Origin of the sequence: Noviherbaspirillum autotrophicum (assembly GCF_000818395.1) — a bacterium.
GTDB classification, from domain to species: domain Bacteria; phylum Pseudomonadota; class Gammaproteobacteria; order Burkholderiales; family Burkholderiaceae_D; genus Noviherbaspirillum; species Noviherbaspirillum autotrophicum.
Map to the genome: position 1 here is coordinate 3991222 of NZ_JWJG01000028.1, position 13924 is coordinate 4005145.

Annotated in this window: 15 protein-coding genes; 2 read left to right on the forward strand and 13 right to left on the reverse strand. The window is 58.5% G+C overall.

The annotated features are described in order from the left end of the window. Positions 1–54: 54 nt before the first annotated feature. The 8 genes from TSA66_RS19800 to guaB form a co-directional block, all read right to left on the reverse strand. Positions 55–867: an alpha/beta fold hydrolase gene (locus TSA66_RS19800; RefSeq protein WP_040042799.1), complete on the reverse strand. Its 813-nt coding sequence runs from the start codon at positions 865–867 to the stop codon at positions 55–57. Between the two features lie 145 nt (positions 868–1012). Further along, positions 1013–1924, reverse strand: coding sequence for an alpha/beta fold hydrolase (locus TSA66_RS19805; RefSeq protein WP_040041235.1), 912 nt, complete (start codon positions 1922–1924; stop codon positions 1013–1015). A gap of 239 nt (positions 1925–2163) precedes the next feature. Continuing rightward, positions 2164–2658 carry a tRNA adenosine(34) deaminase TadA gene (gene tadA / locus TSA66_RS19810; protein ID WP_040041236.1) on the reverse strand — a complete coding sequence of 165 codons (495 nt, stop codon included), beginning with the start codon at positions 2656–2658 and terminating at the stop codon, positions 2164–2166. A gap of 3 nt (positions 2659–2661) precedes the next feature. Then, positions 2662–3108 carry a 6-carboxytetrahydropterin synthase QueD gene (gene queD / locus TSA66_RS19815; protein ID WP_040041237.1) on the reverse strand — a complete coding sequence of 149 codons (447 nt, stop codon included), beginning with the start codon at positions 3106–3108 and terminating at the stop codon, positions 2662–2664. 12 nt (positions 3109–3120) lie between these two features. Beyond that, positions 3121–3756 carry a 7-carboxy-7-deazaguanine synthase gene (gene queE / locus TSA66_RS19820; protein WP_040041238.1) on the reverse strand — a complete coding sequence of 212 codons (636 nt, stop codon included), beginning with the start codon at positions 3754–3756 and terminating at the stop codon, positions 3121–3123. Then, positions 3753–5333: a glutamine-hydrolyzing GMP synthase gene (gene guaA / locus TSA66_RS19825; RefSeq protein WP_040041239.1), complete on the reverse strand. Its 1581-nt coding sequence runs from the start codon at positions 5331–5333 to the stop codon at positions 3753–3755. Before guaA ends, queE begins: the two co-directional genes overlap by 4 nt. A gap of 19 nt (positions 5334–5352) precedes the next feature. After that, positions 5353–6390, reverse strand: a complete 1038-nt coding sequence (locus TSA66_RS19830; protein ID WP_052452466.1) for a sensor domain-containing diguanylate cyclase — start codon at positions 6388–6390, stop codon at positions 5353–5355. Positions 6391–6413: 23 nt separating this feature from the next. Beyond that, positions 6414–7874, reverse strand: coding sequence for an IMP dehydrogenase (gene guaB, locus TSA66_RS19835; protein ID WP_040041240.1), 1461 nt, complete (start codon positions 7872–7874; stop codon positions 6414–6416). A 92-nt stretch (positions 7875–7966) separates the two neighbouring features. Between guaB and TSA66_RS19840 the strand changes: the two genes are divergently transcribed. Beyond that, the gene (locus tag TSA66_RS19840) at positions 7967–8515 is read left to right on the forward strand and encodes a DUF4124 domain-containing protein (RefSeq protein ID WP_232429499.1); all 549 of its coding nucleotides are present in this window, start codon (positions 7967–7969) and stop codon (positions 8513–8515) included. A gap of 43 nt (positions 8516–8558) precedes the next feature. Here the strand turns inward: TSA66_RS19840 and TSA66_RS19845 are convergent, their stop codons facing one another. Beyond that, positions 8559–8840 (reverse strand): RnfH family protein, encoded by a 282-nt coding sequence (locus TSA66_RS19845; protein WP_040041241.1) that lies wholly within the window; start codon positions 8838–8840, stop codon positions 8559–8561. Then, complete coding sequence (locus TSA66_RS19850) at positions 8833–9264, reverse strand: type II toxin-antitoxin system RatA family toxin (protein ID WP_040041242.1); 432 nt, start codon at positions 9262–9264, stop codon at positions 8833–8835. The genes TSA66_RS19845 and TSA66_RS19850 overlap by 8 nt, the downstream gene beginning before the upstream one ends. Positions 9265–9331: 67 nt before the next feature. On the opposite strand from TSA66_RS19850, the gene smpB reads away from it, so the two are divergent. Next, complete coding sequence (gene smpB, locus TSA66_RS19855; RefSeq protein WP_040041243.1) at positions 9332–9781, forward strand: SsrA-binding protein SmpB; 450 nt, start codon at positions 9332–9334, stop codon at positions 9779–9781. A gap of 58 nt (positions 9782–9839) precedes the next feature. Here the strand turns inward: smpB and TSA66_RS19860 are convergent, their stop codons facing one another. The 3 genes from TSA66_RS19860 to ppsA all read right to left on the reverse strand — a co-directional run bounded on the left by TSA66_RS19860 (position 9840) and on the right by ppsA (position 13905). Then, a complete protein-coding gene (locus TSA66_RS19860; protein WP_040041244.1) occupies positions 9840–10766 on the reverse strand; it encodes an SPFH domain-containing protein in 927 nt (308 codons plus the stop codon). A 16-nt stretch (positions 10767–10782) separates the two neighbouring features. Further along, positions 10783–11214, reverse strand: a complete 432-nt coding sequence (locus tag TSA66_RS19865) for an NfeD family protein (protein ID WP_332309947.1) — start codon at positions 11212–11214, stop codon at positions 10783–10785. A gap of 267 nt (positions 11215–11481) precedes the next feature. Beyond that, entirely contained in the window at positions 11482–13905 is a 2424-nt protein-coding gene (ppsA, locus tag TSA66_RS19870) for a phosphoenolpyruvate synthase (protein WP_084199762.1), read from the reverse strand. Positions 13906–13924 lie beyond the last annotated feature (19 nt).

Genomic DNA, 13924 nt, shown 5'->3' on the forward strand with positions numbered 1-13924 from the left:
GACAGTCGGCGAAGCGCCTCGCGCCGGCCGCACGTATGGCTGCTGCAGGGTACTTTAAAAAACGCCGAAGCGCGGATTGCGGCGCGGGTCGCGGTACAGCAGCTTCTTCAGGCCTGCCAGGCCTTCGCGGTCGAAGCGCTGCCACTCGCCTTCCGCCTGGGCCAACCGGTCGGCGATGGCATACAACGCGGTCGGGTTCATGCCCATCCCGATGTGGCTGGCGTGGACTTCGATATTCTCGGAGCGCTCGGTCTCTTCCTCAAGGCTGCACTGCCATGCCACGACACCATCGGTGCGGCTGAAAATCGATGTGGTCGGGACCGGCGGTGTGCTCCGCAGATCAGCGATGCGCGCATCGTCATCGATGCTGCGGCCACTTGCGAACTCATACAGCCGCCACGCATTGGTCGCTTTGGGATGGCCCGTAAACGGCGAACCCAAAGTGATCACCGTGCGCACGTCGTCCGGCACCATCTTGGCGATCTCGCGCGCGTAGATCCCGCCCAAGCTCCAGCCCACGAGGCTGACGGTGCAGCCATGCTCCGAACGCAATTCCTGCACGCGTTCGACACAAGTCTCGATTACGCCCGGGCGTGGGCCACGGTTAACCCCTTGCTCCCATGCAAAGGGAATATAGCCGCGATCCTTCAAAAAATTGCGCAGCACAAGCGTCGTCATGTCGCCTGTCGCCAGCCCCGGAAACACCATGACCGGATGGCCGTCTCCTTTCGGTGCATTTTTCAACACTGGCAGCGCGATCAGCGATGCCCACAATTCCCACGGCGCGCGCCCTTCCAGCACCAGCTTGAACCAGCCCGGCGCCTTAATATGTTCCGCAGCCTGTTGCGCCTGTCGTTCATTTTTCACTTGAAGCACTCCATGTCGAAAATTAAGCCGCTGCGCAAACATGCCTCTCCTCCTTGCAGTTACTGATGGTCGAATCAGCATACCATTTTATATTTCCACAGAGAAAGTTTCCCAGAAAAATAGGCACTCTGAAGTCAACGACTTTTCACGCGCGCCGCGCTTCCGGTTCGGTGCCACACCGACAATGCGCGCCAATCAAATCCGACAACACCGCATCGAGCGCAGGCGGGAAATCGTGTCCCATGCCTTCGATTTCATGCATGGTCGCGTTCGGTATCCATCTTGCAGTATCGCGGCCGCAGGCAATCGGCACCAGCGGATCGTCGCTGCCGTGAATGACCAGGGACGGCGCCTTGATCGTGCGCAGCAAGGCGACACGGTCGCCCGAGGCCGCCACGGCCATGATCTGGCGCGCGCTCCCGCCTGGGCACACGTTGCGCCGTACGCTTTGCGCCACGCGCCTGCGTAGCTCCGCTTCGGGTGTCGGATGGCCCGGGCTGCCGATCACCCGGAACATCTTTACGAAGTAGTCAATTACGCTGTTGATATCACGCGGATTGTCGGGCGACGAAAACAAGGCGTTATGGGCCGCCAGCGTCGGCCCGGGCAATCCGGGGCGTCCGCTGGTCGACATGATCGATGTCAGCGTCAGCGTGCGATGCGGAGATGTGGCCGCGACGATTTGCGCGATCATCCCTCCCATCGATGCGCCGACAATGTGTGCCTTGCCGATGCCCAGTTCGTCAAGCAGACCGGTGGCATCCTTTGCCATGTCATACAGCGTATAGCCATTGAGCAGCGGCAGATGAAACAGCGAGTGGAAAAAGACGGTCGGCAAATGCGGTTTGCCGAAATGGTCCATCTTGGTCGACAGCCCGCAGTCGCGGTTATCAAAGCGGATGACCCGGAATCCCTGTTCGGTCAGGCCCCGGCAAAATGCGTCAGACCAGGAAATGAGCTGGAGGCCGAGGCCGGCGATCAGCAGAATTGGCTCGCCGGCAGGATCGCCCTGTATGTCATAGGACAGGTTGATGCCATTGGTAGCAATAATAGGCAATTCTCTTCCCTTCAACGCCCCGAGTCACCGTGTTCGTTCCTCGGCTGCAAATTTATCTCAGTATCAAGCCAAACATGATGCTGTGTTCTTTGCAAAGCGTGTGCCAGAGGTGATCGGGCAAGAGGGAGTGGACCTGTGTGTCGCCTGCCTGCTGTCCGTATGGCTTAGGCAGGCACCGCGACTGGCGACTTTACACGTGCATGTAGTTTTTCCAGCGGCAGCGCTCCCATTCCCGCCGCTCAAGCAAGATCGGGATCCGGGACAAGGCCCGTTGTGCGCTGAACTGCGCGCCTGCGCGCGGCAAAGAAATCCTTGAGCAGTGCACCGCATTCTTCCGCGAGCACCCCGCCGACCACTTCGGCATGGTGGTTCAGTTTTTCCTGTTCGAACAGATTCACGATGGAACCACAGGCGCCGGTCTTCGGATCGGGTGCGCCGAACACCACTCGCGACAGTCGCGCATGCATCATTGCACCAGAGCACATCGCACAGGGTTCAAGCGTGACATACAGTTCACAACCCGGCAGGCGATAGTTGCCCAAAATGGCAGCCGCCGCCCGCAAGGCCATGATTTCGGCATGTGCCGTCGGGTCATGAGTACCGATCGGCTGATTAAAACCGGTGGCGATGACTTCACCATCCTTGACCACGACCGCACCCACGGGCACCTCGCCCAGCGCCCATGCATTGTGGGCCTGCGAAATCGCCTGCTGCATGTAGATCGCGTCGCGCATCGTTCAGTCAGCCGTAATTTCTGCCCAGCAGTTGGGCGTCTCGTGCAGCACCAGCTTATGCAGCCGCAGGCCGGTGCCGTAATGGTCCTGGTAGGCGGCTCTCAGGATATTGAACGCAGTCTGCGCCAAGTTCTCGACGGTCGGGATGCTGTCAATGACCACAGTCTTGTGCCCTGGAAGGCTGTCGAGGAATTCGCGCAGCGTTGCGTCTTTTTCATACACCAGGAAGGCATGGTCCCAGACGTCGACCAGATGCTGCTTCGCCAGCGACTTCACATCGGAAAAATCCATGATCATGCCGTTGTCGGAGCTACCCTCCTCCCGGATCACCGCGCCAATCAGCGTAATTTCAAGGGTGTAGCGATGTCCGTGCAGGTTGCGGCACTGGCTCTTGTGGTCGGGAATGCGATGACCAGCATCGAATTCCAGCTTACGGGTAATGGTCAGCATGGAGACTAGGAATCAGGGAATTTGCAGCAGCTTGTGGGTTTGCAGGCTCAGCTTCCACTGCGGACGCTGCTTGCAGAGTTCGATTGCGCGTTGCGTGTTGCGCTCGACATCGGGCCCGTCCATCGGCTGCAGGTAAAAATGATCGAAATCGAGTGGCTCGTAATCGTCAAGGTTCTGGTTTTGCTGCGGGATCACTACTTTCAGCTCATTGCCCTTGCGTACCTGCAGCGTCGATCCGACCTTGGGACTGATACATACCCAGTCGACGCCTGCGGGCACCGGCAGTGTGCCGTTGCTCTCGATGGCGATTTCGAAACCGCAGGCATGCATGCTCTCGATGAGCGCTGCGTCAAGCTGCAGCAGCGGCTCGCCGCCGGTGAACACGACGAACTTGCTTGCCGCATAGGCGGCCGGCCACAGGGTATCGATGGTCTTTGCCAGGCTGCTACTGTCCGGATATTTCCCGCCCAGTTCGCCGTCCATTCCGACAAAATCGGTATCGCAGAACTTGCACACTGCGCTTGCACGGTCGCTTTCCCTGCCGCTCCACAGATTGCAGCCGGAAAAGCGGCAAAACACCGCAGGGCGCCCGGCATGCGTGCCCTCGCCCTGCAAGGTGTAGAAAATCTCTTTGACGCTGTAGCTCATTCCCACTCGATCGTCGCCGGCGGTTTTCCGGAAATGTCGTACACGACGCGATTGATGCCGCGCACTTCATTGATGATACGGTTCGACACCTTGCCCAGCAAATCATGCGGCAGATGCGCCCAGTGCGCCGTCATGAAATCCTGCGTTTGCACCGCGCGCAATGCCACCACATACTCGTAGGTGCGGCCGTCGCCCATCACGCCGACCGACTTGACCGGCAAAAACACGGCGAACGCCTGGCTGGTCTTGTCGTACCACGACTTGCCTTCTTCATCCGTCGTGGCGCGCAACTCTTCGATGAAGATCGCATCGGCACGGCGCAGCAGGTCGGCATAGTCCATCTTTACTTCGCCAAGGATGCGAACGCCTAGGCCCGGTCCCGGGAACGGATGGCGGTATACCATGTCGTGCGGCAGGCCGAGCGCAACGCCCAGTTCGCGCACTTCATCCTTGAACAATTCACGCAACGGCTCCAGCAGTTTCAAGTTCAGCGTCTCCGGCAGGCCGCCGACGTTGTGGTGGCTCTTGATCGTGTGCGCCGTCTTCTTGCCCTTGCCCGCGCTTTCGATCACGTCCGGATAAATGGTGCCTTGCGCCAGCCATTTCGCATTCTTGAGCTTGCCGGCTTCGGACTGGAACACTTCGACGAATTCGCGGCCGATGATTTTGCGCTTGGCTTCCGGATCGGTCACGCCGGCCAGCTTGCCCATGAACTGTTCGGTGGCATCGACATGAATCACCTTCACGCCGAGGTTTTTGCCAAACATATTCATCACCATCTTGCCTTCGTCCAGGCGCAAGAGGCCGTGATCGACGAATACGCAGGTCAGCTGATCGCCAATCGCACGATGGATCAGCGCGGCTGCCACGCTGCTGTCGACGCCGCCGGACAGGCCGAGAATGACTTCGTCACTGCCGACCTGCTTGCGGATCGCCTCGACGGCCTCGGAAATATAGTCCGGCATGTTCCAGTCCGATTTGCAGCCACAGATCTCGTGCACGAATCGTCCGAGGATGGCCTTGCCCTGGAGCGTATGCGTCACCTCTGGATGGAATTGCACGGCGTAGAACTTGCGTTCCTCGTCAGCCATTCCGGCGACCGGACAGTTGTCGGTCGATGCCATCAGCTTGAAGCCGGGCGGCATTTCATTGACCTTGTCGCCATGACTCATCCAGACTTTCAGCAAGCCATGGCCTTCGGGCGTGACGACATCATTGATCCCGTTGAGCAGCGCCGTATGGTTGTGCGCGCGCACTTCCGCATAGCCGAATTCGCGCACCTTGCCGTTTTCAACCTTGCCGCCAAGCTGTTCAGCCATGGTCTGCATGCCGTAACAGATGCCGAACACCGGTACGCCGAGTTCGAACACCGCCTGCGGGGCGCGCGGCGTATCCCCCTCGGTCACCGAGTTCGGCCCGCCGGACAAGATGATGCCCGCGGCGCCATAGTTGCGCACGAATTCGTCGCTGACGTCGTACGGATACACCTCGGAAAATACGCCGGCTTCGCGCACGCGGCGCGCAATCAGCTGGGTCACCTGGGAACCGAAATCGAGAATGAGAATTTTAGAATGCATGGTGTGCTGGTATTGAAAATCAGGATAATTCTGGTGCTGCCTTGACGATGCGATTACGTCCCGCATCTTTTGCGGCATACAGCGCCACATCGGCGCGGCTGATCAATTCTTCCGTCGTCGCGGTCGGGAACATATCGGTCGATGCGACGCCTGCGCTGATCGTCAGATTGAACGTCGTGCCGCCGATCGTCTCCGGCTGTGACGCCACCGCTTGCCGCATGCGCTCGGCGACGGCCATAGCCGTCGCACTCGACGCCCCCGGCAATACGATCAAAAACTCTTCGCCGCCATAACGGCCCAACGCCTCCTGCGGACGAATGCAGGAACGTAGCCGGCTAGCGACCTTGACCAGTACGGTGTCGCCCGCCTGATGCCCGTAGGTGTCGTTGATCCTCTTGAAATAATCAAGATCGGCCACGATCAGCGACAGCGGGGCGCCCGCCTTGTCGCAGCGGATCGCTTCAATCGTCAGGATGCGCATGATTGCGCCGCGATTCCATGTGCCGATCAACGGATCGATCAGGGATTTGCGGCGCAGGTTCTTGTTCTTTTTTTGCAGGTCAAGATGCGATGCGCTCATCGAGCGCACCAGCAACTCCCGCTCCACCAGCGACGCGAGATCGGCCAGCAACTGCCGCTCGGCCTGCCCGAAATCGGCTCGCGGCACGTGGTCGATCAGGCAAATACGTCCGACCAACCCTTGTTCCTGATTGCGGACCGGATGCGCCGCATAAAAGCGAATATGCGGTGCATCTAATACTGCTCTGTCGCGGGCTAGCAGCGGATGATTGCAGGTATCCACCACCACCACGGGCACGTCCGACAAGGATTGCCTGTGGCAGAAATCCGCAATAGCCGATCCTGGATGGGACGTTCCGTTCGACGGTTCTGGCGGGATCTGGCCAAAGGCAATAACGCAATCGGCAACGTCGAATAGCCGCTTGCCGATGCGACGGATGCGCAGCAGCTGCTGCTCGACCTCGCCGGCCGACGCCTGCGCCGTCCCGCCATCTGGCGGCTGCGCCTCCAACTGCATCGCCGCTGCCGGCTTCGTCATTTTGCGGTTGCCTTCAACGCGGATTACTCCGCACGATAGTTCGGCGCTTCCTTCGTGATCTGGACGTCGTGGACGTGCGACTCGCGCATGCCGGCGGACGTGATCTCGACGAACTCTGCCTTCTCGCGCAATTCATCGATGGTCGCGCAACCGCAGTAACCCATGGAAGAACGCACGCCGCCCACCAGCTGGTACAGAATCGCCAGCACGCTGCCCTTGTACGGTACGCGTCCTTCGATCCCTTCCGGCACAAACTTGTCCGCATTGTTTGCCGCATCCTGGAAGTAGCGATCGGCCGAACCTTCAGACATCGCGCCAAGACTTCCCATGCCACGATACGATTTGTAGCTGCGCCCCTGGTACAGGATCACTTCGCCCGGTGCTTCCTCGGTGCCTGCAAACATGCTCCCCATCATAACGCTCGACGCGCCTGCGGCCAGCGCCTTGGCGATGTCGCCCGAAAAGCGGATGCCGCCGTCGGCGATACATGGAATGCCGGTGCCCTTCAGAGCTTCGGAAACGTTGGAAATCGCGGTAATCTGCGGCACACCCACGCCGGCAACGATACGCGTGGTGCAGATCGAGCCCGGGCCGATGCCAACCTTGACGCCGTCGGCGCCATGTTCGGCCAGAGCGATTGCCGCTGCCGCAGTGGCGATATTGCCGCCAATGACGTCGACTTGCGGATAGTTGTTCTTGACCCAGCGCACACGATCCAGCACGCCCTTGGAGTGCCCATGCGCGGTATCGACCACGACCACGTCGACGCCGGCCTTCACCAGCAAGTCGATGCGCTCGTCATTGTCTGGGCCGACGCCGACCGCCGCGCCAACGCGCAGCTTGCCGTGCTCGTCCTTGCTCGCATTCGGGTGCTCGGTGGATTTTTGGATGTCCTTGACAGTGATCAGTCCGCGCAGCTCGAATGCGTCGTTAACCACGATCACCCGCTCCAGACGGTGCTTGTTCATCAGGCGCTTGGCTTCCGCCAGCTCGGCGCCTTCCTTCACATACACCAGCTTTTCGCGCGGCGTCATCTTGGCGCGCACTTCCGCATCCAGCTCTTCTTCGAAACGCAAGTCGCGGTTGGTGATGATGCCAACGACCAGCTTGCCCTCGACCACCGGGAAGCCGCTGATCCCATGCTGCTGCGACAGTGCGATTACATCGCGGATCTTCATCGTCGGCGGAATCGTGATCGGGTCGCGCACCACGCCGGACTCGAAGCGCTTGACCTTCGCCACTTCACGCGCCTGCTCCTTCGGCGTCAGGTTCTTGTGGATGATGCCGATGCCGCCTTCCTGCGCCATTGCGATCGCAAGCCGCCCTTCGGTCACGGTGTCCATCGCTGCCGACAGCAACGGAATGTTCAGCGTGATATTGCGCGTCAAGCGCGTTTTCAGGGAAGTATCTTTGGGAAGGATGTCCGAGTGTGCCGGGACGAGCAGCACGTCATCGAATGTGAGTGCTTTTTGGAGTAGACGCATAGTGATTCCTATAGGCGCAAAGCCGCATTATACAGAAATCCTCAAGGCAAGGCTTTTTTACATTGCTTTCGACTATAAACCTCTTCGTTGACATGGCGGATAAAGCATGGCGAAATCCGCACTGTACCCTGATCAAAAGGATCGCAATGAAACGAATCAATTCCCTTCGCCTCGCCAGTGCCGGCTTCTTGTCTGTGGCACTTTTCATTCCGGTCGCCGCGCTTGCACAATATGTCTGGCTCGACGAAAAAGGCGTGAAGCAGTATTCCGATATGCCGCCCCCGCCGTCGGTTCCGACCGCGCGCATATTGAAGCAACCGGGCGAGCGTGCCAGGCCCGCCCCTGATTCGACAGCACTTGACAGCAATGCCACAGCGCCGAAGTCACTGGCCGAGCAGAATGCGGAATTCAAAAAGCGGCGCATGGAGCAGGCAGAAAAAGAGAAAAAAGCAGCGGAGGAAGCCCGCTTGGCGGCCGAAAAAAGCAAGCACTGCGAGCGAACCCGCAGTTACCTGCGCGCGCTGGAATCGGGTGAACGCATCGCGCAGACCGACAGCAGCGGCGACCGCACATTCTTATCAGATGAACAACGCGAACGCGAGTTGCGCGAGGCGAGAAAACTTGCCCAAGACTGCAAATGATGCGAATAACAAACAACAAGCCTGCCGCTCGCAGGCTTTTTTATTAATCTTTTTTCACGGCACGCTTGCGCCGCGACTCTTTCGGGTCGGCAGTCAATGGCCGATAGATTTCGACGCGGTCGTGCTCGCGCAACACGGTATCCAGCGCTTTGAGCTTTCCATAAATACCTACCCGACTGGCGCCCAGTTCAATTTCCGGGGCTGCCTGCAGCACACCACTTTGCTCGACCGCCACCTGCAGCGTGGCTCCGTGCGGCAGCTCCAGATCGCGCAAAAATTGCATGTCCGGCCGCGCGTAGCAAACCTGCACGCGAATGTCAGCCATACACCGTCTCCGCACGCTTACAGAAGGAATCGACAAAACTGTTCGCGATCATGTTGAACACCGGGCCAATCAATTGCTCCAGCACTCTGCTGGAAAACTCATAATTCAGTTCGAACTCGATCTTGCATGCGTCGCTGCGCAGCGGCTTGAAACTCCAGGTACCATGCAGTTGCTTGAATGGGCCTTCGACCAGCCGCATTTCGATCGAAGTGGGCGGCGTGTTGGCGTTCTCGGTCGAAAAGCTTTGCTTCACACCGCGATAATTGATTGTCAGCTCGGCTAACACCTTGCTGCCTTCCCTGGCGCGCACTTCGGCGCCGCCGCACCACGGTAGAAACTTCGGATACTCCTCGATGCTCTCCACCAGCGCAAACATCTGTTCCGCGCTATATGCGAGCAATACCGACTTGTGAACGACAGCCATCGCGAATGAACCGTTTGATAAAATAAGAAGTTAAAATTTTAACCGACACACTCTGTTTCCAGAACTCATGACCATTGTTGATAATAAAAAAGCTTTCCACGATTACTTTATCGAGGAGCGCTACGAAGCCGGCATGGTTCTGGAAGGATGGGAAGTCAAATCCATCCGTGCCGGCCGTGTACAACTGAAGGAAGCCTATGTCATCGTGCGCAATAGCGAAGTCTTCCTGTTCGGCGCGCATATCAGCCCCTTGCCCACGGCATCGACTCATGTATCACCAGACCCTGTGCGCACACGCAAGCTGCTGCTGAATGCGGAAGAAATCAAGAGGCTGATCGGTAAAGTCGAGCGTGCCGGATATACATTAGTTCCGATCAATTTGCATTACGCCAAAGGCCGTATCAAATGCGAGATCGGCTTAGCTAAAGGCAAAAAGCAGCACGACAAGCGCGAGAGCGAAAAACAGCGCGACTGGCAACGCGAGCAGCAGTCGATCATGAAGCAGCACCGGCGTTAACTACCGCTAGCGATCCGCTGCTGCCAGCCCCCTCGCTCTCGCAACGAGAATTTATCGCTCAAACTTTTTGCTGCGCTTTAACGACCTGCAATGCGCTGGCGATCAAGCCGCTCATGTCGCTCATGTTGGCGGGCACAATAATCGAGTTATTGGTTTTCGCCAGCTGCGAGAAGGCATTCACGTACTGCTCCGCCACTTTCAGATTGACTGCGTCCGAGCCGCCCGGCTCGCGAATCGCCGATGCCGTCTTGCGCAACGCTTCCGCGCTGGCTTCGGCGATAGCGAGAATGCCGGCTGCCTGGCCTTGCGCGCGGTTGATCGCTGCCTGCTTTTCACCTTCCGACCTGGCAATCGCCGCTTCACGTTCGCCGCTGGCGATATTAATCTGTTCCTGCTTGCGCCCCTCGGACGCGGCGATCAAGGCCCGTTTTTCACGTTCCGCTGTGATCTGCGCCTGCATTGCATGCAAGATTTCCTTGGGCGGCGTCAAATCCTTGATTTCGTAGCGCAATACCTTGACGCCCCAGTTGGCGGCCGACTCGTCGATTGCATTGACGACCGCCTTGTTGATCTGATCGCGCTCCTCGAAGGTCTTGTCGAGCTCCATGCGCCCGATTACCGAGCGCAGGGTGGTTTGCGCCAGCTGCGTAATCGCCATCAGATAATTGGATGATCCATAAGAAGCGCGCATGGCGTCGGTGACCTGGAAGTACAGGATACCGTCCACTTGCAGCTGCGTATTATCCTTGGTAATACAAACCTGGCTGGGGACGTCGAGCGGAATTTCCTTCAGCGAATGCTTGTAAGCGACGCGATCGATAAACGGCAACACGATATTCAAGCCAGGGCCCAGCGTGGCGTGATACTTTCCCAGCCGTTCAACAACCCAGGCATGCTGCTGCGGCACCACGTTGATCGTCTTGACGACGAACACGACCGCAAGGATAAACAGAATCAGGCTGAGATTACCAAAACCGAATTGCATGTTGCGTCCTTTCTTGTCAGTTATCTTGTTTGCGGCCTTTCGAAACAATCAGGCGATTACCCCGGATTTCCCGAATGGTGAAAATGCCTGGCACGCTGTCAGCGCCATGCTCAAGCTCCACATCCCATAATGCGCCACGATACATTGCACGCGCCGTCCTGCCGTCTTCATTCCACACGTCCACCTTCAATGTCTGTCCGATATCGAGATTGACATTCGGGTCGCGCGCCACTTGATGCCGCACAGCGCCTCCCCACTTGCTGCGTCGCAGACCGTAGGTCGCAATGGCGCCGACGACACCCGCACAAACCAACTGCACTTCGCGCCCCATGCCGGCCATCGCAGCCAGCCCGCCGGCGACCAGCCCCAAACCGATCATCAGCAGGTAAAACGTCCCGGTAAACATTTCCAAGATTACCAGCGCACCGGCGAAAACAAGCCAGATCATCCACTCCGCCATTTCCAGCTCCTACGTTTTTTGCCCCGTCAAAAACAAATACCCCCGCAGCCGCAAGGCTGGCGGGGGTTTAAAACCACCAAGTACTGCCGTTTTTGTTGGTTGTTGTCCATGAACAGGATTGCTTAGTCTAATCCAAAACTCCTTGCCCTCAAACGCTTTCCACGTACGTTTTTGCCGACTTACAACAGATATTCACAAACAAAAACGCGGGCATGCAGCCCGCGTTTTTTATTCTCGATACGGCGAGCCTGCCGATCAGCGGACTGCCGCCAGCTTTTGCCAGGTATCGATCACCGTATCGGGATTCAGCGATATCGATGCGATCCCCTCTTTCATCAGCCACTCGGCAAAATCCGGGTGGTCCGACGGACCCTGACCGCAAATCCCGATGTACTTGCCCTGCGCACGGCAGGCCGCAATGGCTTTGGACAGCAAGGCCCGCACCGCCGGGTCGCGCTCGTCAAAATCGGCCGCCAGCAATTCCATGCCGGAGTCGCGGTCCAGACCGAGGGTAAGCTGGGTCAGATCGTTGGAACCGATCGAGAATCCATCAAAGAACTCCAGGAACTGCTCGGCCAGAATCGCGTTGGACGGCACTTCGCACATCATGATCAGACGCAGGCCGTTTTCGCCGCGCGTCAAACCGTTCTTGGCAAGCAGATTGACGACCTTTTCAGCCTGGCCAAGCGTCCGCACGAACGGCACCATGATTTCGACGTTGGTGAGGCCCATGTCGTTGCGAACGCGCTTCATCGCCTGGCATTCCATCTCGAACGCTTCGGCGAAATCCTCCGCCAGATAGCGCGCTGCGCCACGGAAACCGAGCATCGGGTTTTCCTCATCCGGCTCGTAGCGCGAACCGCCGATCAGCTTCTTGTACTCGTTCGACTTGAAGTCGGACAGGCGCACGATTACCGGCCTCGGCCAGAACGCGGCGGCAATCGTCGCGATACCTTCGGCCAGCTTGTCGACATAGAACGCCTTGGGCGACGCATGGCCGCGCGCGACCGACTCGACCGCCTTCTTCAGGTCGGCATCGATGCCCGGATATTCCAGGATCGCCTTTGGGTGCACGCCGATGTTGTTGTTGATGATGAATTCCAGGCGCGCCAAACCCACGCCACCGTTCGGAATCGACTGGAAGTCGAACGCCAGCTGCGGGTTACCGACGTTCATCATGATCTTCACCGGCACTTCCGGCAGTTCGCCGCGCGATACTTCGGTCACTTCGGTTTCCAGCAAGCCGTCGTAGATTTTGCCTTCATCGCCTTCGGCGCAGGACACCGTCACCAGAGTGCCATCTTTCAGCATGTCAGTCGCATTGCCGCAACCAACCACAGCTGGCACACCCAGTTCACGCGCGATGATCGCTGCATGGCAGGTACGTCCGCCACGATTGGTAACGATGGCGGAGGCGCGCTTCATCACCGGCTCCCAATTGGGGTCGGTCATGTCGGCCACCAGCACGTCGCCCGGCTGCACGCGTTCCATCTCGGAGGGATCGCGGATCACGCGGACCGGGCCGGCGCCGATCTTCTGGCCGATCGCACGACCGGACGCCAGTACCGTACCATGGCCCTTGAGCTTGAAGCGCTGCTGCGCATCGGTCGCCTTTTGCTGCGACTTCACCGTTTCCGGACGCGCCTGCAGGATGTACAGTTTGCCGTCACGCCCGTCCTTGCCCCATTCGATGTCCATCGGACGGCCATAGTGCTTCTCGATGATGACTGCATACTTCGCCAGCTCCACGATTTCCTGGTCGTTCAACGAATAGCGGTTGCGCAGTTCGATCGGCACGTCCACCGTCTTCACCGAGCGGCCAGCCTTGGCTTCGCCGGTGAACTCCATCTTGATCAGCTTGGAACCGATATTGCGACGGATAATCGGCAACTTGCCCTGCTCCAGCATGGGCTTGTGCACGTAGAACTCGTCCGGATTGACTGCGCCCTGCACCACCGTCTCACCCAGACCGTAGCTGGACGTAATAAATACAACATCCTTGAAGCCAGATTCAGTATCGATGGTAAACATCACGCCAGCCGCACCGATATCGGAACGCACCATGCGTTGCACGCCGGCAGATAGGGCCACTTCGGAATGCGTAAAGCCCTTGTGCACGCGATACGAAATTGCACGGTCGTTGTACAGCGAAGCGAACACATGCTTGATAGCTTCCAGCACATTGTCGATCCCGACCACGTTCAGGAAGGTTTCCTGCTGGCCGGCGAACGAAGCGTCCGGCAAATCCTCGGCTGTCGCAGAAGACCGTACGGCAAACGACATCTCACTGGTGGAGTCGGCGACGAGTCGCTGATAGAACTCGCGGATTTCCTGTTCCAGGCGTGGCTGGAATGGCGTTTCGACGATCCATTCACGGATTTCGGCACCAGCCTTTGCTAGCGCGCGCACATCGTCGATGTTAAGTGACGACAGACGCTCCTCGATGCGCTGTGCAAGCGTCGTACCACCGCCTGCGCTATATGACAGAAAGTCGCGGAACGCCTGCGCGGTGGTTGCAAAGCCACCGGGCACACGGACACCGGCACCCGCCAGCTGGCTAATCATTTCACCCAGCGAGGCGTTCTTGCCGCCGACGGACTCGACATCCGTCATCCTCAAATGTTCAAAAGATGCTACGTAAGTAGCCCCCTGGGTAGCACCCATAACTGTGTTGGACATAACAACCCTTTAAGTTTGA

What these genes read in the sequence shown, in the direction of transcription:
- tadA (WP_040041236.1), bottom strand. Translation starts at nt 2,658, where the DNA reads ATGCGCGACGCGATCTACATGCAGCAGGCGATTTCGCAGGCCCACAAT.
- queD (WP_040041237.1), bottom strand. Translation starts at nt 3,108, where the DNA reads ATGCTGACCATTACCCGTAAGCTGGAATTCGATGCTGGTCATCGCATT.
- queE (WP_040041238.1), bottom strand. Translation starts at nt 3,756, where the DNA reads ATGAGCTACAGCGTCAAAGAGATTTTCTACACCTTGCAGGGCGAGGGC.
- guaA (WP_040041239.1), bottom strand. Translation starts at nt 5,333, where the DNA reads ATGCATTCTAAAATTCTCATTCTCGATTTCGGTTCCCAGGTGACCCAG.
- TSA66_RS19830 (WP_052452466.1), bottom strand. Translation starts at nt 6,390, where the DNA reads ATGACGAAGCCGGCAGCGGCGATGCAGTTGGAGGCGCAGCCGCCAGAT.
- guaB (WP_040041240.1), bottom strand. Translation starts at nt 7,874, where the DNA reads ATGCGTCTACTCCAAAAAGCACTCACATTCGATGACGTGCTGCTCGTC.
- TSA66_RS19840 (WP_232429499.1), top strand. Translation starts at nt 7,967, where the DNA reads ATGGCGGATAAAGCATGGCGAAATCCGCACTGTACCCTGATCAAAAGG.
- TSA66_RS19845 (WP_040041241.1), bottom strand. Translation starts at nt 8,840, where the DNA reads ATGGCTGACATTCGCGTGCAGGTTTGCTACGCGCGGCCGGACATGCAA.
- TSA66_RS19850 (WP_040041242.1), bottom strand. Translation starts at nt 9,264, where the DNA reads ATGGCTGTCGTTCACAAGTCGGTATTGCTCGCATATAGCGCGGAACAG.
- smpB (WP_040041243.1), top strand. Translation starts at nt 9,332, where the DNA reads ATGACCATTGTTGATAATAAAAAAGCTTTCCACGATTACTTTATCGAG.
- TSA66_RS19860 (WP_040041244.1), bottom strand. Translation starts at nt 10,766, where the DNA reads ATGCAATTCGGTTTTGGTAATCTCAGCCTGATTCTGTTTATCCTTGCG.
- TSA66_RS19865 (WP_332309947.1), bottom strand. Translation starts at nt 11,214, where the DNA reads ATGATCTGGCTTGTTTTCGCCGGTGCGCTGGTAATCTTGGAAATGTTT.
- ppsA (WP_084199762.1), bottom strand. Translation starts at nt 13,905, where the DNA reads ATGTCCAACACAGTTATGGGTGCTACCCAGGGGGCTACTTACGTAGCA.